Below are 21,304 nucleotides of genomic sequence, written 5' to 3'. Positions count from 1 at the left end.
CTCTGATGTTCGCCCACGCCCTCACCGACGACGCGGAGCTGCGTCCACTGTCGCCCTGGCACGCCGACGAGTTCCTGGCCAACCTCGACCGCTGCCGCGAGCACATCTCGCCGTGGGTCGGCGCGTCCTTCGTCGCCACCGACGCCGAGTCGGCCCGCAAGGTCCTCCAGGCGTACGCCGACCGGTGGGCCCGCGACGACGGCGGCCTCTGGGGCATCTGGCAGCGCGGCACGCTCGTCGGCGGCGTGCTGTTCGTGTCGCTGAGCACCGCGCGCGGGGTGTGCGAGGCGGGCTGCTGGCTGGAACCGGGCGCCGAGGGGCAGGGCCTGGTCACCCGCGCCGCGCGCGTGATCATCGACTGGGCGGTGCGGGAGCGCGGCATCCACCGGGTCGAGTGGATCACGAAGGCCGGCAACGACCGCAGCATCGCCGTCGCCAAGCGGCTGGGCATGAGCCGCGACGGCGTCCTGCGCGGGGCCGCCGCGACGCCGGAGGGCCGCGCCGACATGGAGGTCTGGTCGGTGCTGGCGCCGGAGTGGACGGCCTGACCGCCGAAACTGTCGTACCCGGACGTGAACATGTGTCCATGGCTGTCCCCGCACTGGCCGACCGGTCCCCGCAGCCGCGCGCCCTGCCGCTGCGCGAGGTCCGCACCCGGCTCACCCAGCTCGTCTCCCTGGCCGAGCTGACCGACACCGTCACCCTCGTCACCCGCGACGGCGATTCCCGCCCGATCGCCGCGATCGTGCCCGCGCCGGCCGCCCGCACCGGGGCCCAGGCGCGCGCCGACGCCGAACGCGTCGCCGCGATCAGCGCCGGCTGGGCCCGCCGACTGGAGGAGCTGCACCAGCAGTCCGGCCGGCGGCACGCCGCCGAGCTGCGGGCGCTCGCCGACGCGCTGGCCGAGGCGTGGGCCGAACTCGACCGCCGCGCCCCGGCCGGCGACCCGGCGCTGATCCGGCTGCGCGCGGCGCACGCCGACCTGCTGCGCCGCTGACCCGTGGCGTCCCGGCCGGTCGCGCGCGGGACGCCACGGGTACGCGGTCAGCTCCGGCCACGCTCGGCCCGGTAGCGGCGGATCAGTTCGGCGGTCGAGGTGTCCACGTCGGCCAGGTCCGGGTCCGGTCCGGTGAGCTTCGGCGCGAGCTGGTTGGCCATCACCTTGCCCAGCTCCACACCCCACTGGTCGAAGGCGTTGATGTCCCAGACCGCGGCCTCGGTGAACGTGATGTGCTCGTAGAGCGCGATCAGCTGGCCCAGCGTCGACGGGGTGAGCTTCGGCGCCAGGATCGACGTGGTCGGGTGGTTGCCGGCCATCACCCGGTGCGCCACCACCTCGGGCGCGGTGCCCTCGGCCTCCACCTGCTCCCGGGTCCGCCCGAACGCCAGCGCGGCGGTCTGGGCGAAGAAGTTCGACATGAACAGGTCGTGCATGTCGCCCAGGTCGTGGTTGGGCCGGCTGAACGCGATGAAGTCCGCCGGGATCAGCCGGGTGCCCTGGTGGATGAGCTGGTAGAAGGCGTGCTGGCCGTTGGTGCCCGGCTCACCCCAGAAGATCTCCCCGGTCGGGTACGTCACCGGCGAGCCGTCGACGCGTACCGACTTGCCGTTGCTCTCCATGGTGAGCTGCTGCAGGTAGGCGGGGAAGCGGTGCAGGTACTGCGAGTAGGGCAGCACCGCGTGGGTCTCCGCGCCGAGGAAGTCGGTGTACCAGACGTTGAGCAGGCCGAGCAGCGCCGGCACGTTGCGTTCCACCGGAGCGGACCGGAAGTGCTCGTCGACCGCGTGGTAGCCGGCCAGCATCTCGCGGAACCGCTCCGGCCCGATGGCCAGCATCACCGACAGGCCGACCGCCGACGGCAGCGAGTAGCGCCCGCCCACCCAGTCCCAGAAGCCGAACATGTTCTCCGGGTCGATGCCGAAGTCCCGGACCCGCTGCTCGTTGGTGCTGACCGCGACGAAGTGGCGGGCCACCGCGTCGTCGTCCGCGTCCAGCCCGGCGAGCAGCCAGCGCCGCGCCTGGTCGGCGTTGGCGAGCGTCTCCTGGGTGGAGAACGTCTTGGAGACCACCACGAATAGCGTGCTCGCCGGGTCCAGGTCGGCGGTCTTGTCGTGGATGTCGGTCGGGTCGATGTTCGACACGAACCGGCAGCTGATGCCCGCGTCCCGGTACGCCTTCAGCGCCTCGTACGCCATCACCGGTCCCAGGTCGGAGCCGCCGATGCCGATGTTCACCACAGTGGTGATCCGCTCGCCGGTGTGGCCGCGCCACGAGCCGGAGCGCACCCGCTGCGCGAACGCCGACATGCGGTCCAGCACGGCGTGCACGTCGGCGACCACGTCCTGGCCGTCCACGGTGAGCGAGGCGTCCGCGGGCAGGCGCAGCGCGGTGTGCAGCACGGCCCGGTCCTCGGTCACGTTGATGTGCCGCCCGGCGAACATGGCCGCGATCCGGTCGGCCAGCCCGATCCGCTCGGCGAGCGCGCCGAGCAGCGCGACGGTCTCGTCGGTGATCAGGTTCTTGCTGTAGTCCACGTGCAGGTCGGCGACCTCACCGGTGAGCCGCTCACCCCGCTGCCCGTCGGCGGCGAACAGGTCGCGCAGGTGCGTGCCGCGCATCGCCTCGGCGTGCTTGCGCAGCGCCTGCCATTCGTCGGTGGTGGTGACGTCCACAGCCATCGGGTCGATCTTCTCCTTCACGACGGGCGGTCGGCCGGCCTGCGCCGGCGAACCCCACAAGCCTGCCACCCGGACCGGTCGCGCGCGACGCGACCCGGCGGCGACCACCGTGCGGGCGGTCTTTCGCCCGCCGCCCGGTGGACACGCGGTTGGGACGCCTGTACGACACGCCGAACACGGGGAGACATCTGTCGATTGCGGAACGTAAGCTCCGGAGTCGTCGGCGTACCGGAGGAGACGCGTATGGCAGCGGTTTTCGGTCCTCGGCGCCCCTCGGACGAGCACCCGCCGGACGAGCCCGCCCCGGCCGGGAGCGCGGCGGGCGACGAGACGTCGCTGCCGGAGCTGGCGGACGGGCACTGGATGAACCGCGCCACCGAGTTCGCCCACACCAGCTTCTGGTCGGTGGCGCGCCGGCTGCCCGCCCTCGTCCGCGAGGCCATCGGCCTGGCCTGGGCGACCAGCCGCCGAGACACGCTCGCCTCGATCGGGCTCAACGTGGTCGCCGGCCTGCTCACCACCTTCGGCCTGCTCGCCACCACCGGCGTGCTCCGGCAACTCTTCGCCGACGGGCCCACACCGGACCGGATCCGGGCGGCCCTGCCCGCGCTCCTGCTCGCGGCCGCCGCCGTGACGGCCCGGGGAGCGCTGACTGTCGCCGCCGGCTGGGCGCAGGCGCGGCTCATCCCGCAGATCAACTACCAGGTGGAACTCCGGCTGTTCGAGGCGACCACCGCTGTGGAACTCGCCGCGTTCGACGACGCCGGCTTCGCCGAGGAGATGGATCGTGCCCGGGATCGGGGCATGGCCGAGGCCGCGTCGATCGTGGACCACACCGTGAACCTGGTGACCGGGGTCGTGGGTGTGCTGGCCACCGCCGCCGCGGTCACCGTCATCCAGCCCGTCCTGCTGCCGTGCCTGCTGCTCGCCGCGGTGCCCGAGGCGGTCACCGCGGTCAAACTGGCGCGGCGGCAGTACCTGGCGCTGCTGGCCTGGATCACCCGTCGCCGCCGGATGTACCTGCTGGCCCGTTTGATGGCCGATCGGCACACCGCCGCCGAGATCCGTGCCTACCAGATGCGGGACTTCCTGCTGGCCGAGTACCACCGGATGATGACCGTCGAGACCCAGGCCCAGCTCCGGCTGGCCCGTTCGCAGACCGTCACCCGAGGACTCGGCCTGTCGGTGACCGGCGTGGCCGCGTTCGCGGTCTACGCCGTACTGGGCGGGCTGCTGATGGGCGGCGTGGTCGCGCTGGCGGCGGCGGCCACCGCGCTGCTCGCGCTCCAGTCCGCGCGTACGAGCCTGCGCACCGCGATCTTCGCCACCAACTCGCTCTACGAGGACGCGCTCTACTACCAGGACTACCGCGACTTCCTCGACCGGGCCACCCGGCGGATCCCGGCCGGCGGGCACCTGCCCGTCGACGGGTTCACGCGCATCGACGTCGAGCGGGTCAGCCTGCGCTACCCGGACACCGACACGGCGGCGGTCGACGAGGTAAGCCTCACGTTCCGGCGCGGTGAGGTGATCGCGCTGGTGGGGGAGAACGGCTCCGGCAAGACCACGCTCGCCAAGCTGATTGCCGGCCTCTACCGGCCCACCGGCGGCACGATCCGCTGGGACGGCGTGGACACCGCCGAACTGGACCCACGGCAGACCGCCGCCCAGGTCGCGGTGATGAGCCAGGACTGGTGGAGGTTCCCGTTCACCGCCCGGCAGAACATCCGCGTCGGCCGCCACGACCGCGCCGACGGGCCTGGCCCCAGCGTGGAGACCGCCGCCCGCGACGCCGCCGCGCACGACATGATCAGCGAGTTGCCGTTCGGGTACGACACGCTGCTGGACCGGCAGTTCAAGGACGGCCAGGACCTGTCCGGCGGGCAGTGGCAGCGGCTGGTGGCCGCACGAGGCCTCTACCGCGACGCCCGGCTGCTGATCTGCGACGAGCCGTCCGCAGCGCTGGACGCGCGTGCCGAGCACGCCCTCTTCCAGCATCTGCGGCGGCACCCGGACCGGGCCGTCGTGCTGATCACCCACCGGCTGGCGAACGTGCGGCACGCCGACCGGATCTTCGTGATGGACCACGGCCGGCTCGTGCAGTCCGGCGACCACGACACGTTGATGGCCCAGGGCGGGCTCTACCGGGAGCTGTTCGAGTTGCAGGCGGCCGGCTACCTCGCCGGCAGCGCGGAACCCGCCGCCGACGGTTGACCTCCAGCGCACTCGAACTCCTACCGTGACCGGACCGCGCGCCATCCGGCCGGCGCGGTGCGAACCAGGGAGCTCACATGCGCTATCGCGTCCTCGGCGGCACCGGCATCGAGGTCAGCGTCCACTGCCTCGGCACCATGATGTTCGGCGCGGTCGGCAACCCCGACCACGACGACTGCGCCCGGATCGTCCACGCGGCACTCGACCGCGGCGTCAACTTCGTGGACACCGCCGATATGTACTCGGCCGGCGAGTCCGAGGAGATCGTCGGCAAGTCCCTGCGCGGCCGGCGCGACGACGTGGTGCTCGCCACGAAGGTCCACTTCCCGATGGGGGAGGGGCCCAACCGGGGCGGCAACTCGCGACGCTGGATCGTCCGGGCGGTCGAGGACAGCCTGCGCCGGCTGGGCACCGACTGGATCGACCTCTACCAGGTGCACCGTCCCGACCACACCACCGACGTCGAGGAGACGCTCGGTGCGCTCACCGACCTGGTCCGGGCCGGGAAGATCCGCGCGTTCGGCTGCTCGACCTTCCCGGCCGAGGAGATCGTGGAGGCGCACCACGTCGCCGAGCGGCGTGCGCTGGGCCGATTCCGCACCGAGCAGCCGCCGTACTCGATCCTCGCGCGCGGCGTCGAGACGTCGGTGCTGCCGGTGTGCCGCCGCTACCGGATGGGCGTGCTGGTGTGGAGCCCGCTGGCCTCCGGGTTCCTGTCCGGCCGCTACCGGCAGGGGCGGCCCGTCGACCTCGGCGCCGGCCGTCCGGCGCTCACCCCGGCCCGGTTCGACCCGGCGCTGCCGGGCAACGCCGCCAAGTACGCCGCCGTCGAGCAACTGGTCGCGCTCGCCGACGAGGTTGGCTGCACGCTGCCGCAGCTCGCCGTGGCGTTCACCGCCGTGCATCCGGCGGTCACGTCGACCATCATCGGGCCGCGCACGATGGACCAGCTGGACGCGCTGCTCGCCGGGGCGGAGCTGACGCTCGACGACGCGGTCCTGGACCGCATCGACGAGATCGTCCCGCCGGGCACGAACCTCTACCAGCCCGACGGCGCCTGGTCCCCGCCCACGCTGACCGACCCGTCCCACCGCCGCCGCCCCCTCCCAGCCCGAGCCGCTGCCTGACCCCTCGCTCCTCCCGCCCGCCCGTCCCGCCCGCCCTCAGCCCTCCATCTCGCCGATCATGGGGTTCCTGCCCCGGCAAAAGACCGTAAACCGGGCACCCGAGGGGCCGAAACCGCAAGATCGACGAGGCGAGGGGAGGCGAGGCGAGGCGGGTGCGGTGGGCGGGGCGGAAACGTGGGGCGAGGTGGCGCGGGGAGGCGCTGCGGAAGGGGCGAGGCGGGGCCGGGGAGGGGCGAGAGGGAGGGGCGAGGGGGTGCGGGTGGGGAACTGCGTCGACAGGGCAGGGGCGTGGCTCCACACTGGGCGGGTGGAACATCGCGATCTTGTTCGGGTGAGCAAGCGGCTGTCGCTGGCGTTGCGGCACCGGCCCGACGCGTACGGCCTGCGGCTCGACCGGGCGGGCTGGGTGCCGGTCGCGGACGTGCTCGCCGGGCTGGGGATCAGCCGTGCCCACCTGGACGCCGTGGTCGCGGGCAACGACAAGCAGCGCTTCGCGGTGGAGACCGGCCCGGACGGGGCCGACCGGATCCGCGCCAACCAGGGGCACTCGGTTCCGGTCGACCTCGGCCTCACCCCGGCCGCGCCGCCGCCCCGGCTTTTCCACGGCACCGGCGAGGCCGTGCTGGACGCGATCCGGGAGCAGGGGCTGCGCCGGGGCGGGCGGCACCACGTACACCTGTCACCTGATGTGGCGACGGCCCGGCGCGTCGGCGCGCGCCGGGGCGGCGCGGTGGTGGTGCTGACCGTGGACGCGGCGGCGATGGCCGAGGCGGGGTACCTGTTCTACCGCTCGGCCAACGGGGTGTGGCTCACCGACACCGTGCCGCCGGCCTACCTCGGCGCCACCTGAGCGGCGGTCAGCAGGCGGTGACCGGGTGGGCCACCACGGCGTCGAACAGGTATGCGAGGTCGTTCACGGCGGCCCGGTCGGGCTGGACGGCGCCGGTGCAGTCGGTGGCCCGGGCACGCAGCGTGTGCCGGCCCGTGGCCGGCGGGCGCCAGCGGACGGTCCAGCGCTGCCAGGCGCCGCCCCGGTCCGCGGTGACCAGGTCGGCCGGGCGCCACCCGTCGCCGGTGTCCACCTCGACGTGCGCGATCGGGCCGTTGCCGGACCAGGAGCGGCCGGTCAGCAGCACCTCCTCACCGGCCGGCAGCCGGGCGTCCCAGGGCAGCTCGAACGCGCTGCGCACCGGCTGGGCGGTGAGCGCGGTGCCGCCGGCGGGGTGGCCGGGGCCGAACATGCGGTAGAACTGCGTGTTCCACGGCGAGAACAGCGGGGTGGTGGAGACCTCGATCGCGCCCACCCACTTGATCGAGGCGATGCCGACCCAGCCGGGCACCACGACCCGCACCGGGAAACCGTGGTCGGCTGGGAGCGGCTCGCCGTTCATCTCGTACGCCAGCAGCACGTCGTCCAGCGCCTTCGCGATGGGCATCGGACGGCGTACCCGGCCGAGGTTGACCCCGCCGGAGACGTAGTCCGGGTCGAGGCCCTCGGGCATCACGTCGACCGCCTCGTCGCGCAGCCCGGCCAGGCGCAGCACGGTGCCGAGCCGCACGCCCCGCCAGCGGGCCACGCCGACGCTGCCCAGCCCCCACGCCACGCCCGGGGCGGGGTCGCCCTGCTGCTCGGCGAAGTAGCGCCGCCCGTTGCCGGCGCACTCCAGCAGTGCCGCGTGCTCCTCGACGGGCAGCCGGCGCAGCTCGTCGAGGTCGAACTCGACCGCGTCGTCCCGGGTCGGCGTGCCGCGCAGCCCGTCGCCGAACAGGCGCAGCCGCCAGGTGGCCGCGTCCAGGTGCGGCGTGACCGTGTGGTTGCGGACGAAGAAGCGGTCGATCGGGACCACGTACCCCTGGCCGGCCATCGACGGCCAGCGCATCTCGGCGTTGGTGTCCAGCGGGCGCAGCAGCTCCGCCGGCAGCGGCTTGACGATCGGCGCGCCGGGGTCGACGCCGACCGGCGCGGACGTCACCGCTACCGGCTCGCGCTCCGCGGCGGCGGCGGTCACCGCGGCCATCGCCGCGCCCACCTCCAGCAGCCGGTCACGGTCGACGCCCGGCCCGTGTGCCTGCCCGGCGAGCCACTGCCGGCTCCGGTCGGCGTCGTGGACGGCTTCGGCTGAGGACGGGGACTGACTCACGGCTGACCTCCGGGGTGGGCGACGCTGCCTTTCCTATTCAACCAGTAGGACTTCCCGTCGATCCATAGCAGGTCGGCGGCACGGTCACGCCGCGCCGATCAGCGTCACCACCCCGGCCACCACGAGCACGCCGGCCCAGAGCCGGTCGACGTTGAACCAGGCCCGGCGCAGCACAGCGACGCCGAGCACCTCGTACACGGCCACGGCCACGGCCAGCGCGACGCCGAGCATGGCGGCGGTGTGCACGGCCGCCGCGAACAGGCCGGTCAGCGCGCCGGCCGGCGCGGCGGCGAGGTGCCCGGCGTGCGGGCCGGCGCCGACCGCCGGTTCGGCGAGCAGCACCGGCAGCAGCATCAGGCCCGCGCCGTGCGCCGCCGACATCAGGAACGACCAGGCGGTGAGCTGCGCGGCCGACAGCCGCATCCCGGCCCACCGGAAGTGCCGGTCGGACAGCAGCCGCCACAGCCCGAACCCGACGAGCAGCACCCCGCCGGTCACCGCGACCGCAGTGCTCGCCGTCACCGACCGGGTGGCGCTGACCAGCGCGGCGACCACCGCCACCGACGCCAGGTGACCGGCCGCGATCGGCGGCAGCGCGGCCAGCAGCGCGGCCCGGCGGCGCTCCTGCAGGCCCCGGGCCACCGCGAACAGCCAGCCCATCGCCGGGTTCAGGCCGTGGAACGCGCCGAGGCCGGCCAGCGCCGCCCAGGTCGCGCCGGTCACGGGAAGCAGTACGAGTCGGACGACGCGTCGCCGCCCTGCAACCGGGTCTGGTGCACGCGCAGGCCGCGGAACTCCTCCCCGCGCGGGAAGAACCGCGGATCCGGCACGAGGCCGCCGCTGCCCGGGTCGACGTCGAGCTTCGCCACCCAGGCGCCCACCCCGTCGGGGTAGAACTGGTCGTCCCAGGCGCCGTAGAGCGAGTTGCTGACGTAGACGCGGCGGCCGTCGCGGCTGATCTCGACCATCTGCGGGCCGCCGGCCAGCGGCTCGTCCGGGTACGCCGGGTGCGGCGTGCGGTTGACGATGCCGCCCAGGCGCACCGAGCCGACGCGTACCGGGTGGAACGGGTCGCTGACGTCGTAGCGGATCAGCTCTCCGGTGCCCCAGCAGGAGACGTGCAGGAACCTGTCGTCCACTGACAGGTCGATGTCGGTGACCAGCGGCGGCACCGCCCCGAACGGCTTGAGCAGGTCCGGCAGGTCCGCCGGGTCGGCCGGCTCGGCCGGGATGTCGATCACCTTGGTGACCGCCCAGGCGTCGCCGTCGCGGTGCCACAGCCAGATCGAGGCGGACAGGTCCTCGACGCTGATCACCACGCCGACGAAGCCGTACGACTTCGTCGGGTCGTGCGCGGGGCGCAGCTCCAGCGGCATCTGGTACTGGTCGCCGAGGTCGACGCGCTGCACGTGCCGGCGCTTCGCCAGGTCCCAGAAGTGGATCGCGTGCCCGTACTTCCGCCCCAGCAGCAGTTCCCCGACGATGCCGTCCTCGATCATCGACGGCGTGCCCCACTCGCTGGTGACCAGCACGTCCTGCGTGTAGTGCCACCAGAAGTCGTACGCCAGGAACTGCGGCCCCCGGTCGGCCTCCCACGCGCCGCGTACCTCGAACGTGGTGTGGTCGAGCACGGCGATGCCGCCGGGCCCCTCCTGCCCGTCCGCGCCGCCGAGCGCGGAGACGTAGATGCCGTCCGGCCCGCAGTGCACGGTGTGCGGGCGGGAGTACCCGGCGCGCTTGCCGAGTTCCTCCGGGCCGATCACCTTCACCAGTTCGGGGCGGCGCGGGTCGGGCTTGGTGGCGAGCACGTGGATCCGGGACGAGCGCAGGCCCGGCACGATCAGGTAGCGGCGTTCCACGTGCGGGTGCGGCGCGGTCGGGCAGAGCGCGCTGCTGCACGCGTTCCAGCCGAAGTGGTGCAGCTCGTCGCCGGTGTTCGGCAGCTCGGTCCAGCCCACCACCCGGCCGTACGAGTCGGAGTCCGGGTCGGTGTCGAGCACCGCGATGGCGTCGGGGCGCTGCCCGGCGCGGTCGAACGCGGCGACGTACGCGAGCTTCTCGGCCGGCGCGGTGGCGGCGAGCGCGGGGGAGGGGTAGAAGGTCGGGTCGGGGGTCCAGCGGGTCATCGGTTCTCCCTCGCGGTCAGCCGGCGGGTACGCCGAGGCGGTCGAGCAGGTGACGGCGCAGCGCGCCGAGGGCCGGGTCGTCAGGGCTCGGGGCCGGGCCGAGGCGTACCGGCACCTCTTCGGCGATCACGCCGTCGTCGAGGAGCAGGACGCGATCGGCGAGCAGCAGCGCCTCCTCCACGTCGTGGGTGACGAGCAGCGCGGCGAAGCCGTGCTGGGCGCGCAGCCGCCGCAGCAGCCCCTGCATGCGCAGCCGGGTCAGCGCGTCCAGCGCGCCGAACGGTTCGTCCAGCAGCAGCAGGTCCGGTTCGCGGACCAGCGCGCGGGCCACCGCGACCCGCTGCGCCTGCCCGCCGGACAGCTCGGCGGGCCAGGCCCGGCCCCGGTCGGCGAGCCCGACCTCGGCCAGCGCGCGGCCGACCCGGTCGTCCACGTCCGGCCCGGTCAGCCCGAGCGCCACGTTGTCCGCCACCCGCTTCCACGGCAGCAGCCGGTGCTCCTGGAACACCACGGCGGCGGTGCCGTGCACCGTGTGCTCGCCGCCCGCGTCGCCGTCGAGCCCGGCCAGCACGCGCAGCAGCGTGCTCTTGCCGGATCCGCTGCCGCCCAGCAGCGCCACCGTCTCCCCGGCGCCGATGGTCAGGTCGACCCCGGCCAGCACCACCGCCGGGCCGAACGCCCGGGTCACCGCGCGTGCGGTGAGCACCGGCCCGGTCAGGTCGCGCGCAGTCCGCGTCGCCACGCCAGCGTCCTCCTCTCCGCGTACCGGATGAGCAGGTCGGAGGCGAGCCCCAGCAGCGCGTAGATGAGCAGGCCGAGCACCACCACGTCGGTCTGGCTGAACTCGCGCGCCTCCATCATCAGGAAGCCGACGCCGGTCTGCGCGTTCACCTGCTCGCCGACGACCAGGCTGAGCCAGGCCGCGCCGATGGCCAGCCGCAGCCCGAGGAACAGCGACGGCAGCGCGCCGGGCAGCACCACGTGCCGCAGGCGGGCCGCCGCGCCGAGACCACAGGTGCGCGCCGCCTCGACCAGGCGTTCGTCGATGTCGCGGATGCCGGCGTACGTGTTGAAGTAGATCGGGAAGAACGCACCGAGCGCGACCAGCGTGACCTTCAGCGACTCGCCGATGCCGACCCAGATGATCAGCAGCGGCACCAGGCCCAGGTGCGGCAGCATCCGGGCCATCTGCACCGGCGGGTCGACCAGGTCGTCACCGAGGCGCAGCAGCCCCGCCGCCGCGCCGAGCACCAGCGCCAGGCCGCCGCCGATGAGCAGGCCGAGCGCGGCGCGGGTGAGCGAGTCGAGCAGGTGCACGCCGAGCGTCCCGTCGCGCGCCAGCCGCCACCCGGTCGCCAGCACCGCGCTGGGAGCGGGCAGCTTCTCCGCGGCGAGCAGGCCGGTGCGCGCGGCGACCTCCCAGGCGAGCACCAGCACGACCGGGCTCACCGCGCGCCGCCACCGCCGCGAGGCGCGGGCCCGGGACCGCCGCGGCGTCGCCCGATCGGGTACGACAGCGGGGCTCGCCTCGGCCAGCGCCGGACCGCTCACTGGAACGCCTCGTTGAACCGGCCGTCCACCCGCCCGGCGATGTCGACCGGTCCGGGCACCAGCTTCAGCTCCACGAAGCTGTCCGCGATGGCCTGCAACTCGGCGCCGATCTCCGGGGTGACCGGGGCGAGCGGCTTGGCGCTGCGGGCCAGCGCCCGGGTGGTCACGTCGAGCGGGATCTTCAGCTCCGGGGCGAGGACGGCGGCCCGCTCGGTCGGGTGGGCGATGCCCCAGTCGGTGGTCTGCCGGTACGTGTCCAGGAACGCGCGTACGTCGGCGGTGCGGTTCTTCACCGCGTCCGGCGCGGCCAGCACGTACTCGCGGTTGCCGGCCAGGCCGGTGGCGTCGGCGAGCACCCGTACGCCGGGCTGCTCGGCCAGCGCGAAGTAGGGATCCCAGATGATCCAGGCGTCGACCTGCCCGTTGTCGAACGCGGGCCGCCCCTCGGCGGGCTTGAGGTACTTCACCTTGATGTCGGCGAGCGTCATCCGGTTCGCCTCCAGCAGCTTGACCAGCAGCCAGTGCACGTTGGAGCCCTTGTTCAGCGCGACCGTCTTCCCGCGCAGGTCGGCGAATCCACGATACGGGCTGCCCGCCTTGACCAGAACCGCCTCGCCCTGCGGGATCGGCTGGGACGTGCCGACCACGGAGAACGGGATCTTGCCGGCGGCGGCGAACACGGGTGGGGCCTCGCCGACCTGGCCGATGTCGATCGAGCCGGCCTTGAGCGCCTCGGTCAGCGCCGGGCCGCTCTCGAACAGCGACCAGGTGACGTTCTTCGCGTCGCCGCGCGCCTTGACCAGGCTGAGCCCGCCGAAGCGCTGGTAGCCGATCCGCAGCGGGCCGTCACTGCCGCCGCCGCTGGCGTCGGCCGCCTCGCCGCCGCAGGCCGTCAGCGCCGTCGCGGCCAGCAGCGCGAGGGTGGTGAGCAGCGCGGCCACCGGCCGGCGGCGGGTTCTGGGGGTACGCATGGCGACTCCTCGGGGAGGGATGGACCCGGCCATCGACGGGCGACAGCAACCTACCAACCCGATAGGTTTTATGGGTAGTCTGTCGGCGCGGTCGTCCCACCACTCAGGAGACGGCCCGTCCGACGCGCACCGGAGGCCCCCATGTCGCTCACCTTCCACTGGTTCCTGCCGACCTACGGCGACAGCCGGGACATCGTGGGCGGCGGACACGGCGTACCGGTCGGCACGGCCGGTGGCGCGCGACCCGCGAGCGTGGCGTACCTGGGGCAGATCGCCCGCACCGCCGAACAGCTCGGTTTCGCCGGCGCGCTCACCCCCACCGGCGCCTGGTGCGAGGACGCCTGGCTGACCACCGCCATGCTCACCGAGGTCACCGAGCGGCTGAAGTTCCTCGTCGCGTTCCGGCCCGGCCTGCTCTCACCCACCCTCGCCGCGCAGATGGCGTCCACGTTCCAGCGCCTGTCCGGCGGGCGGCTGCTACTGAACGTGGTCACCGGCGGCGAGTCGGCCGAGCAGCGCGCGTACGGCGACTTCCTGGACAAGGACGCCCGCTACGCGCGTACCGACGAGTTCCTGCACGTGGTGCGGGCGCTGTGGCGCGGCGAGACGGTCGACCACGACGGCGCCCACGTGCGGGTCGAGGGCGCCCGGCTCGGCCGGCTGCCCGACCCGGTGCCGCCGGTCTACTTCGGCGGGTCGTCCGGCGCGGCCGGGCCGGTGGCCATCCGCCACAGCGACGTGTACCTGACCTGGGGCGAACCGCCCGCGCAGGTGGCCGGCAAGCTGGACTGGATCCGTGGGCTCGCCGCCGGGGCCGGACGCGAGCTGCGGTACGGCATCCGGCTGCACGTGATCAGCCGGGACACCGCCGAGGAGGCGTGGGCCCAGGCGCGCAAGCTGCTCGACGGCATCCCCGAGGCTGACGTACGCGCCGTGCAGGAAGGGCTGCGACGCAGCGAGTCCGAGGGGCAGCGGCGGATGCTCGACCTGCATGGCGGCTCCCGCGACGGGCTGGAGGTCTCGCCGAACCTGTGGGCCGGATTCGGGCTGGTACGCGGCGGCGCGGGCACCGCGCTCGTCGGCAGCCACGCCGAGGTCGCCGACCGGATCGCCGAGTACCACGCGCTCGGCCTGGACGAGTTCATCCTCTCCGGTCACCCGCACCTGGAGGAGGCGTACTGGTTCGGCGAGGGCGTGCTGCCGATCCTGCGGCGGCGCGGGCTGTGGCGGCACCCGGCCGGCGAGCCGGAGATCGAGGCGCCGGCCGCCGTGCCGTTCTCACCCCAGCCGGTTCCGGCCCGCGGCTGACCGCGCCGCACGCTGCCGGGGTCGGTCCGGTCAGAGCGGGCGTTGCCCGGCGAGGAAATCGGCGAGCACCCGGGTGTGCGTGGAGAAGGCCAGCTCGACCGGATCGGTGAGCACCAGCCACTCGGTGGCCTCCTCGGTCGGCGCCGACGGCGGCAGGTCACCGATAGCCCGCTCGGGCAGCACCCCGAAGACCATCATGGTGCCGCCAGCCGGAGCGCCGTGCACCGCGAACAGCCGCGCCTCGCCGGCCTCGGCCAGCAGCCCGGTCTCCTCGCGCAGCTCCCGCACGAGCGCCTCGGACCACTCCTCGCCGTACTCGACGAAGCCACCCGGGAGTGCCAGCAGCCCCCGGGCCGGTTCGATGTCGCGGCGTACCACGACCACGCCGAGCCCCCGCGGCGTGCGGACCGGCAGCACCGCCACCGCGACCGGCAGCGGATTGCGCCACACCGTCTCGCCGCACGAGGAACAGACCCGCGGCCACCCGGCGCCCGCCGGGTAGGCCGCGCCGCAGAAGGAGCAGTGCGAGTACGGGGTCACGCCGCAGCACGTTACCCGCACCTGCCGCCCGAGGTCAGACGTCACCCCCTCTGGCCGGCGAGCTGGGCGCGCGCCTCCATCAGGGCGAAGCCGAGCAGGTTGTCGCCCCGCCAGGTCGCCGGGTCGGCGGCGCGCGGGTCGTCGGCGGTCAGGCCGATGCCCCAGACCCGGTCCGTCGGGCTGGCCTCGACGAGCACCCGGTCGCCGGTGCCGAGCAGGAACCGCCGCAACGGCTCGTGCTGGGCGAACTTGGCCACGCTGCCGGCCACCACGATCTCGTAGCGGCGGGCCGCCCAGGTCGCCTCGTCGAAGTCGCGCACCTGCCGGCCGAGCGCCTTGGCCCGGTGCGGGTGCCCGGCGGCCAGCACCCGCTCGGCGACCGCGTGGTCACCGAAGAGGGTGGCCTTGTGCCACATCATCCAGTGCTCGGCGGTGGCGAACTCCCGGCCGTCCACTGTGAACGCCGCCGGCCACCACTGGCTCAGGCAACCGGCGCCGACACCGCCGTCGCGCTGCGGCCGGTGCCCCCAGAAGCGCAGATACTTGAACGTCGCGCCGGTGTCGAGCGCGGCGGTCAGGTCGGCGACGGAACGGATCGGCATGCCCCGCAGTCTGCCCCACCCCACCGACATCCCACCGCCGCTTTTCGCCCCTGCAACGATCACCCGCATCTCCGCCGGGACAACGACGGATGCCCTGCTTGGAGAGGCCTGCTCCACATCACGAGATGCAAAGAGATCTTGAAAGGAAAAGGCTCCTATGGCGACCCTTTCCTTCCAAGATCTCGAAGAGCTCGACCGAGCCCGTCGATCTTGCGATTTGGTGCCCCGCAAACTCCGTCAAACGGACATTCCGAGGGCCCAAACCGCAAGATCGACGAGGAGAAGGCGGGGGAGGGCGGGAGAGGGAGGGAGAGGAGGGTCAGGGCGTGGGGGCGCCTGTGTAGAACGCGGTGACGCGCTCGCCCGCGCCTTGTGCCTCCTCGGCCGGGGTGCCGGCTTCGATGCTTGCCTCCGTCCAGCTCCTGCTGGACTCGGTGACGAAACGGAGGCCCTCGGGTGAGGCCATCCACTCGGCTGCGGCGGCCGGGTCGACGCCCGTGCCGTCGGCCGCGAAGTGGGAGGCCAGCCCGACCAGCGCCAGGTCCCAGCCGATGCCGACCGCGCCCGGGCCGTACTCGGCCCACCGCTGGTCGTCGACGTGCGCGACGTGCTCCAGCTCGAAGCGGGTACGCCCGGGGCCGGCCTCGCGCAGCCGCACCTCGATCCAGCTCACCTCGTCGCCGAACTCCCAGGTGGCGGCGAAGCCGTGCGGCGGGTCGCAGCGTTCGACGGTGCCACCGGCGTTGCCCTCCAGCTGGTAGCGGCCGCCGAGGCTCAGGTCGCCGGAGACGGGCAGGAACCAGCGCGGTATCCGTTCCGGGTTGGTGCAGGCGTCGAAGACGTCGTCCACGGGCGCGTCGTACGTCTGGGCGATGGTGAGCACCCGCGCCTGCCCGGCGGGGAGCGTGCGGTCGCCGATGCGGCGCTCGACGGCGCTGATCTGTCCGGTCACTTCGATCATGGTTCGGTCCTCTCGTCGTCGGTGTCGTCTGCGCGCAGCCGTCGTTCGCGGCGGCCCCGGGCCAGCTCGGTGGCGAGCGCGGCCAGTGGCGGCGTCCAGAAGCGGCGGAACCCGTCCAGCCACGCGTCGATCTCGCGCAGCGGGCCGGGATCCACGGCGTAGAGCCGGCGGGTGCCGTCGGCGCGCACCGTGGTGAAGCCGTGTTCGCGCAGCACCTTGAGGTGCTGCGAGACGGCGGGCTGGCTGATGCCGAACTCGCGCCGCACGGTCTCACCGAGCGCCCCGGCGGGCTGCTCACCGTCGGCGAGCAGCTCCAGGATCCGGCGGCGGACCGGGTCGCCGAGGACGTCGAAGGCGTGCACGACACCTTTGTATCAGACGCGGCTTATATAAGCGAGCACTGACGCGCTGCGGGACGCCCGTCGCACCCGGGCGTCCCGCGTACCCCCGTGGTCAGCCGCCGAGACGGGCGGCGACGGTACGGCGCAGCTCCGGCAGGCGGTCGTGCAGCAGGCCCGGGCACTGCGTGTCGTTGAAGTCCTTGTGCCCGTAGATCTCGGTGGGCGCGATGCCGTACTGCTGGCAGGTGAACGCGCAGAACGTCACCAGGCTGTTCCAGAGCGCCTGCGGCGGCTGCACATCCAGGTAGATGCCGTCGTTCTCGATGCCGATGGCCTGGCTGTTCTGCCCGACGCAGTGCGCGCCCTGCACCATGGTCTGGCCGTGCAGCAGCGCGTAGAGGCTGCCGTGCCGGCCCTCGGTCAGGTAGCCGCCCCGGCTGTTGGTGAAGTGCTGCCCGGAGTCGAGCCAGCCGTTGCCGTCCATGTGCAGGTTCTGGATGTCGCGGGAGTTCCGGTACGCCTGGGCGAGGCTGTAGTCGGTGGTGTTCGGGAACGCGGTGTGGTGCACGATGATCTTGTTGGGCCGGCTGGCCACCACGCTCACCGGCGACGAGGGCGGGCGGGCGCCCCAGGTCGCGCAGTTGGCGATGGTCGGCTGGTCGACCCGGGTGGCAGCGGCCCGCGCGTCGGGGCCGGAGCCGATCTGGGTCAGCGCGCCGACGCCGGCGGCGGCGCCGAGCAGGACCGCGCCGCGCAGCACGGTCCTCCGGTGGACGGGAACAGACATCGCAGCCTCCTCGTGGGGTGAGGTACGGCCGGGCGTGGCGGGACCGGCACCGCCCGCCACGCCCGGGCCGGGGTCAGCAGGGTCCGTTGCAGGCCAGCACGCGCAGCCGGTCCAGCGAGCCGTTCCACACGTTCTGGTCACCGGGGAAGACCCCGGAGGAGGACCACTGCCAGAACGAGTACGTGCCCCAGCCGGCCGGCAGCGTGCCGACGCTGCTTGCGTAGCGGGCGATCCACAGTGGGTTGTTGGCCGCGAACTGCGAGGTGTTGCCGGTGCAGGTGCTCCACCAGTCGGTGGTGGTGTAGATGGTGGCCCACCGTCCGGTGCGGGCGTAGTACTGGTTGACGAACGAGGCGATCCAGCTGCGCATCGACGCCTGGCTCAGGCCGTAGCAGGTCGCGCCGTACGGGTTGTACTCGATGTCCAGCGCGCCGGGCAGCGTCCGCCCGTCCTTGGACCAGCCGCCGCCGTGGTCGACGAAGTAGTTGGCCTGGACGGCGCCGCTGGTGGTGTCGGGGCGGGCGAAGTGGTACGAGCCGCGGATCATCCCGACGTTGTAGGAGCCGTTGTACTGCTGGGCGAAGTACGGGTTGGTGTAGTACGTGCCCTCGGTCGCCTTGACGTAGGCGAACCGGGCGCCGTTGGCCCACGCCCCGGACCAGTTCACGTTGCCCTGGTAGCTGGACACGTCCATGCCGGGTAGTCCGGCCGGGGCGGCGGAGGCGGGTGCCGCTGCGGACAGGGCCGCGGCGGCGACGGTGACGGTGGCGAGCAGCGCGGCTCCGGCCGCGCGCAGCGCCGATCGGATCGATCTGTGCATCTGTCCTCCCTGGGGGTTGCCGCGCTCCGGCGGCGGGAGTATGACGAAAGGAACTGTCGTCATTAGTGCACAGGGCGGAGAAACTTTTCAATAGAGCGCATCGAAGAATCTCACTGAATTGGGTGCTCAGCCGAGCTGGGCGAGCGCCTCGGCGGCGGCGCGCTCGCCGGCGGTCACCGCGCCCTCCAGGTAGCCGCTCCACCGGGTCGCGGTCTCCGTGCCGGCCCAGTGCACCCGGCCCACCGGCGTGCGCAGTTCCGGGCCGTACGCGCACCACGCGCCGGTCGGCAGGACGCCGCAGAAGCAGCCGCGCGTCCACTCGTCGGCAGACCAGTCGTACTCGACGAGGTCGTCGGGGCGCGCGGCGGCCGGGCCGAAGATCGCGGCGAGCGCCTCGCACAGCGCGTCCCGGCGCGCGCCCTCCGGCAGCCGGCGCAGCGCCCGGGCCTGCGCGCCGTAGCTGAACGCGGTGAGGATCCCACCGGGTACGTCCGGCAGCGAGTTGTCCACCGTCTCGGTGAGCGGCCCGGTGTCGGTGCTGGACACGCCGGAGCGGCCGTCGGCCCGCCAGAACGGCTCCGGATAGAGCGCGTGGACCTTGAGCGCCGCGCCCATCGGCATCCGCTGGGTCAGCCCGTCGCGCAGCGGCGGCAGCGGCGGGTCGTACCGGATGCGCCCGGCCAGCGTCGGCGCCAGCGCGACCACCACCGCGTCGCCGCGGTACGTCTCGCCGCCGCAGCGCACCCGCACCCCGTCGCGGCCCTGCGCGACGCCGTCCACCGGGGCGCGCAGGCGCAGGCTCCCGGGAGGCAGCGCGGCGGCCATCCGCTCGGCCAGCGCGGCCGGGCCGCCGGCGATCCGGTCCTGCTGGGCGCCACCGGCCATGCGCAGCAGCGACCGGGTGCCGCCGCCGCTGCGCAGGTAGAACAGCATGTGCAGCAGCGAGACCTCGTCCGGCGAGGCGGCCAGCAGGCCACCGGCGAGCATCCGGCCGGCGTACCCGGCGGTGACCGGGTCGGCCCCGCTCGCGTCGAGCCAGCCGCCGAACGTGACCCGGTCCCACAGTGCCGCCCCGTCCGCCCGCCACGGCGCGGCCGGGTCGAGCCCGGCCGCCATCTCGTCGAGCGTGCCCAGCAGCGCGGACAGCCCCGGCGGTTCCCCGGTGGCCGGGCGTGCGCCGAGCAGCAGCGTCGCCGCGCCGTGCGCGGGGGAGGGGAACGTGGCCAGGCCGTACGCGGCGGCGAGCGCGTACATCCGGTCCTGGGTGGGGCCGATCCACTGCGCGCCGAGATCGAGCCAGCCGCCGCCTGGTAGCGGTCGGCTGAGCGTGCGGCCGCCCACCCGGTCCCGGGCCTCCAGCACCCGCACCTGCGCGCCCGCCGCGTCCAGCGCGAGCGCGCAGGCCAGACCGGAGAACCCGGCGCCCACGACGACGACCCGGTGGCGGCGCACGCGGCGGCGTACCCCGCTCCCGGCCGGATTCACCCGGCCCGGCGTGTCGAAACCGGCGCCAGCCGTTCGTGTGGAGGGTGAAGGGGCGGCGCGGGGCCGTCCGGTGACGAGGAGAAGCCGATGAAGCAGTACCTGATCAGCATGTACCAGCCGGCCGGCCAGGGACGCCCGGACCCGGAGTTCCTGGCCGGGGTGATGCGCGAGGTCGAGGCCATCGGCCGGGACCTGCGGGAGGCGGGGTGCTGGGTGTTCGGCAACGGCCTGCACGACCCGCAGACCGCCACCGTGCTGCGCCCGGCCGGTGACGAGGTGCTGGTCACCGACGGGCCGTTCGCCGAGGGCAAGGAGTACCTGGGCGGCGTCACCATCATCCGGGCGCCCGACCTGGACGCCGCGCTGGACTGGGGCCGCCGGTACGCGCTGGCGACCACGCTGCCGATCGAGGTCCGCCCGTTCCAGGGCGAGGGATGACCGACGTCGAACGGGTCTTCCGGGCCGAGTACGGCCGCGCGGTAGCCGTCCTGGTCCGTCTCCTCGGCGACATCGACCTCGCCGAGGAGGCGGTCCAGGAGGCGTTCGCGATCGCGGTGACGCGCTGGGCCGCCGACGGGCCGCCGCCCAGCCCGGCCGGCTGGATCATCACCACCGCCCGGAACCGGGCGATCGACAGGTTGCGCCGCGAGGCCACCCGGACTGCCCGGCACGCCGAGGCCGCCCTGCTGCACGCCGCAGACCCGCCCGCCGAGGAGGGGCCCGTGCCCGACGACCGCCTGCGCCTGATCTTCACCTGCTGCCACCCGGCGCTCGCCGCGCCCGCCCGGGTGGCGTTGACGCTGCGCCTGCTCGGCGGCCTGAGCACCGCCGAGATCGCGCGCGCCTTCCTGGTGCCGGAGCGGACGATGGCCCAGCGCCTGGTCCGGGCCAAGGCGAAGATCCGCGACGCCGGTATCCCGTACCGGGTGCCGCGCGACGCGGACCTGCCGGACCGGCTGCGCGGGGTCCTCGCGGTGGTCTACCTGATCTTCAACGAGGGGCACACGGCCAGCGCGGGGGAGCGGCTGGGCCGTGCCGAGCTGGGCGCCGAGGCGATCCGGCTGGGCCGGCTGCTGGTGACGTTGATGCCGGACGAGCCGGAGGCGCTCGGCCTGCTCGCGCTGATGCTGCTCACCGAGGCGCGCCGGGACGCCCGGACCGGGCCGGACGGGGCGCCGGTGTCGCTGTCCGAGCAGGACCGTGGCCGGTGGGACCGGGAGCTGATCGCCGAGGGCCAGGATCTGGTCCGCCGGTGCCTGCGGCGGGGCCGGCCCGGCCCGTACCAGCTCCAGGCCGCGATCGGCGCGGTGCACGCGGACGCGCCGACCGCCGCCGCGACCGACTGGGGACAGATCCTCGCGCTCTACGACCAGTTGGCGGCCGTCGCGCCGGGACCGGTGGTGGCGCTGAACCGGGCGGTCGCGCTGGCCGAGGTACGCGGACCGGCGGCCGCTCTGGCCGAAGTGGACCGGCTGGACCTGACCGGATACCACGTGTGGCACGCGATCCGGGCCGACCTGTTGCGCCGCCTCGACCGTCCGGCGCAGGCCCGGATCGCGTACGACGCGGCGATCGCCGGCACCGGCAACGCGGCGGAGCAGACGTTCCTGCGCCGCGCCCGCGACCGGATGGCGGGATGATCACACCTACA

At 73.9% G+C, this 21,304-nt stretch carries 22 protein-coding genes; 8 read left to right on the top strand and 14 right to left on the bottom strand.

Going from position 1 to position 21,304, the window contains the following annotated elements; genetic code table 11:
* Positions 1-5: 5 nt before the first annotated feature.
* Together J3R08_RS18510 and J3R08_RS18505 are read left to right on the top strand one after the other, a co-directional pair.
* Positions 6-548 (top strand): GNAT family N-acetyltransferase, encoded by a 543-nt coding sequence (locus J3R08_RS18510; RefSeq protein ID WP_043323469.1) that lies wholly within the window; start codon positions 6-8, stop codon positions 546-548.
* Between the two features lie 38 nt (positions 549-586).
* Positions 587-997 carry a hypothetical protein gene (locus tag J3R08_RS18505; protein WP_069088496.1) on the top strand — a complete coding sequence of 137 codons (411 nt, stop codon included), beginning with the start codon at positions 587-589 and terminating at the stop codon, positions 995-997.
* Between the two features lie 47 nt (positions 998-1,044).
* Here the strand turns inward: J3R08_RS18505 and pgi are convergent, their stop codons facing one another.
* Positions 1,045-2,679: a glucose-6-phosphate isomerase gene (pgi, locus tag J3R08_RS18500; RefSeq protein ID WP_166455966.1), complete on the bottom strand. Its 1,635-nt coding sequence runs from the start codon at positions 2,677-2,679 to the stop codon at positions 1,045-1,047.
* 243 nt (positions 2,680-2,922) lie between these two features.
* On the opposite strand from pgi, the gene J3R08_RS18495 reads away from it, so the two are divergent.
* From J3R08_RS18495 to J3R08_RS18485, 3 genes are all read left to right on the top strand, one after another.
* The gene (locus J3R08_RS18495) at positions 2,923-4,893 is read left to right on the top strand and encodes an ABC transporter ATP-binding protein (RefSeq protein WP_209962232.1); all 1,971 of its coding nucleotides are present in this window, start codon (positions 2,923-2,925) and stop codon (positions 4,891-4,893) included.
* A 77-nt stretch (positions 4,894-4,970) separates the two neighbouring features.
* Positions 4,971-6,020, top strand: coding sequence for an aldo/keto reductase (locus J3R08_RS18490; RefSeq protein WP_209962230.1), 1,050 nt, complete (start codon positions 4,971-4,973; stop codon positions 6,018-6,020).
* Between the two features lie 307 nt (positions 6,021-6,327).
* Entirely contained in the window at positions 6,328-6,870 is a 543-nt protein-coding gene (locus J3R08_RS18485; RefSeq protein ID WP_209962228.1) for an RNA 2'-phosphotransferase, read from the top strand.
* Positions 6,871-6,877: 7 nt separating this feature from the next.
* Here the strand turns inward: J3R08_RS18485 and J3R08_RS18480 are convergent, their stop codons facing one another.
* From J3R08_RS18480 to J3R08_RS18455, 6 genes are all read right to left on the bottom strand, one after another.
* On the bottom strand, positions 6,878-8,161 hold the full coding sequence (locus J3R08_RS18480) for a sulfite oxidase (protein WP_209962226.1): 1,284 nt from the start codon (positions 8,159-8,161) through the stop codon (positions 6,878-6,880).
* An 84-nt stretch (positions 8,162-8,245) separates the two neighbouring features.
* Positions 8,246-8,884, bottom strand: coding sequence for a hypothetical protein (locus tag J3R08_RS18475; protein WP_209962224.1), 639 nt, complete (start codon positions 8,882-8,884; stop codon positions 8,246-8,248).
* On the bottom strand, positions 8,881-10,287 hold the full coding sequence (locus tag J3R08_RS18470; protein WP_209962223.1) for a selenium-binding family protein: 1,407 nt from the start codon (positions 10,285-10,287) through the stop codon (positions 8,881-8,883). Before J3R08_RS18470 ends, J3R08_RS18475 begins: the two co-directional genes overlap by 4 nt.
* A gap of 16 nt (positions 10,288-10,303) precedes the next feature.
* Positions 10,304-11,029 (bottom strand): ABC transporter ATP-binding protein, encoded by a 726-nt coding sequence (locus J3R08_RS18465; protein WP_209962220.1) that lies wholly within the window; start codon positions 11,027-11,029, stop codon positions 10,304-10,306.
* Positions 11,002-11,838, bottom strand: coding sequence for an ABC transporter permease (locus J3R08_RS18460; RefSeq protein WP_209962217.1), 837 nt, complete (start codon positions 11,836-11,838; stop codon positions 11,002-11,004). Before J3R08_RS18460 ends, J3R08_RS18465 begins: the two co-directional genes overlap by 28 nt.
* Positions 11,835-12,809 carry a sulfonate ABC transporter substrate-binding protein gene (locus J3R08_RS18455; RefSeq protein ID WP_064445699.1) on the bottom strand — a complete coding sequence of 325 codons (975 nt, stop codon included), beginning with the start codon at positions 12,807-12,809 and terminating at the stop codon, positions 11,835-11,837. The genes J3R08_RS18460 and J3R08_RS18455 overlap by 4 nt, the downstream gene beginning before the upstream one ends.
* Positions 12,810-12,950: 141 nt before the next feature.
* Here J3R08_RS18455 and J3R08_RS18450 point away from each other — a divergent pair, with 141 nt between their 5' ends.
* Positions 12,951-14,117 carry an LLM class flavin-dependent oxidoreductase gene (locus tag J3R08_RS18450; RefSeq protein WP_209962216.1) on the top strand — a complete coding sequence of 389 codons (1,167 nt, stop codon included), beginning with the start codon at positions 12,951-12,953 and terminating at the stop codon, positions 14,115-14,117.
* A 30-nt stretch (positions 14,118-14,147) separates the two neighbouring features.
* On the opposite strand, the gene J3R08_RS18445 is transcribed toward J3R08_RS18450, so the two are convergent.
* The 7 genes from J3R08_RS18445 to J3R08_RS18415 form a co-directional block, all read right to left on the bottom strand.
* Complete coding sequence (locus J3R08_RS18445) at positions 14,148-14,657, bottom strand: NUDIX domain-containing protein (protein WP_113972889.1); 510 nt, start codon at positions 14,655-14,657, stop codon at positions 14,148-14,150.
* Between the two features lie 41 nt (positions 14,658-14,698).
* Positions 14,699-15,289 (bottom strand): NADAR family protein, encoded by a 591-nt coding sequence (locus J3R08_RS18440; protein ID WP_043323490.1) that lies wholly within the window; start codon positions 15,287-15,289, stop codon positions 14,699-14,701.
* 289 nt (positions 15,290-15,578) lie between these two features.
* A complete protein-coding gene (locus J3R08_RS18435; RefSeq protein WP_209962214.1) occupies positions 15,579-16,220 on the bottom strand; it encodes an SRPBCC family protein in 642 nt (213 codons plus the stop codon).
* Entirely contained in the window at positions 16,217-16,582 is a 366-nt protein-coding gene (locus tag J3R08_RS18430; protein WP_064445703.1) for a helix-turn-helix transcriptional regulator, read from the bottom strand. The genes J3R08_RS18435 and J3R08_RS18430 overlap by 4 nt, the downstream gene beginning before the upstream one ends.
* 91 nt (positions 16,583-16,673) lie before the next feature.
* Positions 16,674-17,348 carry a peptidoglycan recognition family protein gene (locus J3R08_RS18425; protein WP_069088508.1) on the bottom strand — a complete coding sequence of 225 codons (675 nt, stop codon included), beginning with the start codon at positions 17,346-17,348 and terminating at the stop codon, positions 16,674-16,676.
* Between the two features lie 73 nt (positions 17,349-17,421).
* Entirely contained in the window at positions 17,422-18,168 is a 747-nt protein-coding gene (locus J3R08_RS18420) for a lysozyme (protein WP_064445705.1), read from the bottom strand.
* 126 nt (positions 18,169-18,294) lie between these two features.
* On the bottom strand, positions 18,295-19,749 hold the full coding sequence (locus J3R08_RS18415) for an NAD(P)/FAD-dependent oxidoreductase (protein WP_209964286.1): 1,455 nt from the start codon (positions 19,747-19,749) through the stop codon (positions 18,295-18,297).
* On the opposite strand from J3R08_RS18415, the gene J3R08_RS18410 reads away from it, so the two are divergent.
* Complete coding sequence (locus J3R08_RS18410) at positions 19,741-20,091, top strand: YciI family protein (protein ID WP_064445706.1); 351 nt, start codon at positions 19,741-19,743, stop codon at positions 20,089-20,091. The genes J3R08_RS18415 and J3R08_RS18410 overlap by 9 nt on opposite strands.
* Complete coding sequence (locus J3R08_RS18405; protein ID WP_166455955.1) at positions 20,088-21,293, top strand: RNA polymerase sigma factor; 1,206 nt, start codon at positions 20,088-20,090, stop codon at positions 21,291-21,293. Before J3R08_RS18410 ends, J3R08_RS18405 begins: the two co-directional genes overlap by 4 nt.
* Positions 21,294-21,304: the final 11 nt, after the last annotated feature.

Origin of the sequence: Micromonospora sp. HB375 (genome assembly GCF_017872985.1) — a bacterium.
Classification (GTDB): domain Bacteria; phylum Actinomycetota; class Actinomycetes; order Mycobacteriales; family Micromonosporaceae; genus Micromonospora; species Micromonospora chalcea.
Note: the sequence above shows the minus strand (reverse complement) of the source record. Positions and strands in the feature narration are given on the sequence as shown.

Bases quoted from the DNA above. Each gene is read 5' to 3' on its own strand.
- J3R08_RS18510 (WP_043323469.1), top strand. From the start codon at position 6: ATGTTCGCCCACGCCCTCACCGACGACGCGGAGCTGCGTCCACTGTCG.
- J3R08_RS18505 (WP_069088496.1), top strand. From the start codon at position 587: ATGGCTGTCCCCGCACTGGCCGACCGGTCCCCGCAGCCGCGCGCCCTG.
- pgi (WP_166455966.1), bottom strand. From the start codon at position 2,679: ATGGCTGTGGACGTCACCACCACCGACGAATGGCAGGCGCTGCGCAAG.
- J3R08_RS18495 (WP_209962232.1), top strand. From the start codon at position 2,923: ATGGCAGCGGTTTTCGGTCCTCGGCGCCCCTCGGACGAGCACCCGCCG.
- J3R08_RS18490 (WP_209962230.1), top strand. From the start codon at position 4,971: ATGCGCTATCGCGTCCTCGGCGGCACCGGCATCGAGGTCAGCGTCCAC.
- J3R08_RS18470 (WP_209962223.1), bottom strand. From the start codon at position 10,287: ATGACCCGCTGGACCCCCGACCCGACCTTCTACCCCTCCCCCGCGCTC.
- J3R08_RS18455 (WP_064445699.1), bottom strand. From the start codon at position 12,809: ATGCGTACCCCCAGAACCCGCCGCCGGCCGGTGGCCGCGCTGCTCACC.
- J3R08_RS18450 (WP_209962216.1), top strand. From the start codon at position 12,951: ATGTCGCTCACCTTCCACTGGTTCCTGCCGACCTACGGCGACAGCCGG.
- J3R08_RS18440 (WP_043323490.1), bottom strand. From the start codon at position 15,289: ATGTCGGTGGGGTGGGGCAGACTGCGGGGCATGCCGATCCGTTCCGTC.
- J3R08_RS18435 (WP_209962214.1), bottom strand. From the start codon at position 16,220: ATGATCGAAGTGACCGGACAGATCAGCGCCGTCGAGCGCCGCATCGGC.
- J3R08_RS18425 (WP_069088508.1), bottom strand. From the start codon at position 17,348: ATGTCTGTTCCCGTCCACCGGAGGACCGTGCTGCGCGGCGCGGTCCTG.
- J3R08_RS18420 (WP_064445705.1), bottom strand. From the start codon at position 18,168: ATGCACAGATCGATCCGATCGGCGCTGCGCGCGGCCGGAGCCGCGCTG.
- J3R08_RS18410 (WP_064445706.1), top strand. From the start codon at position 19,741: ATGAAGCAGTACCTGATCAGCATGTACCAGCCGGCCGGCCAGGGACGC.
- J3R08_RS18405 (WP_166455955.1), top strand. From the start codon at position 20,088: ATGACCGACGTCGAACGGGTCTTCCGGGCCGAGTACGGCCGCGCGGTA.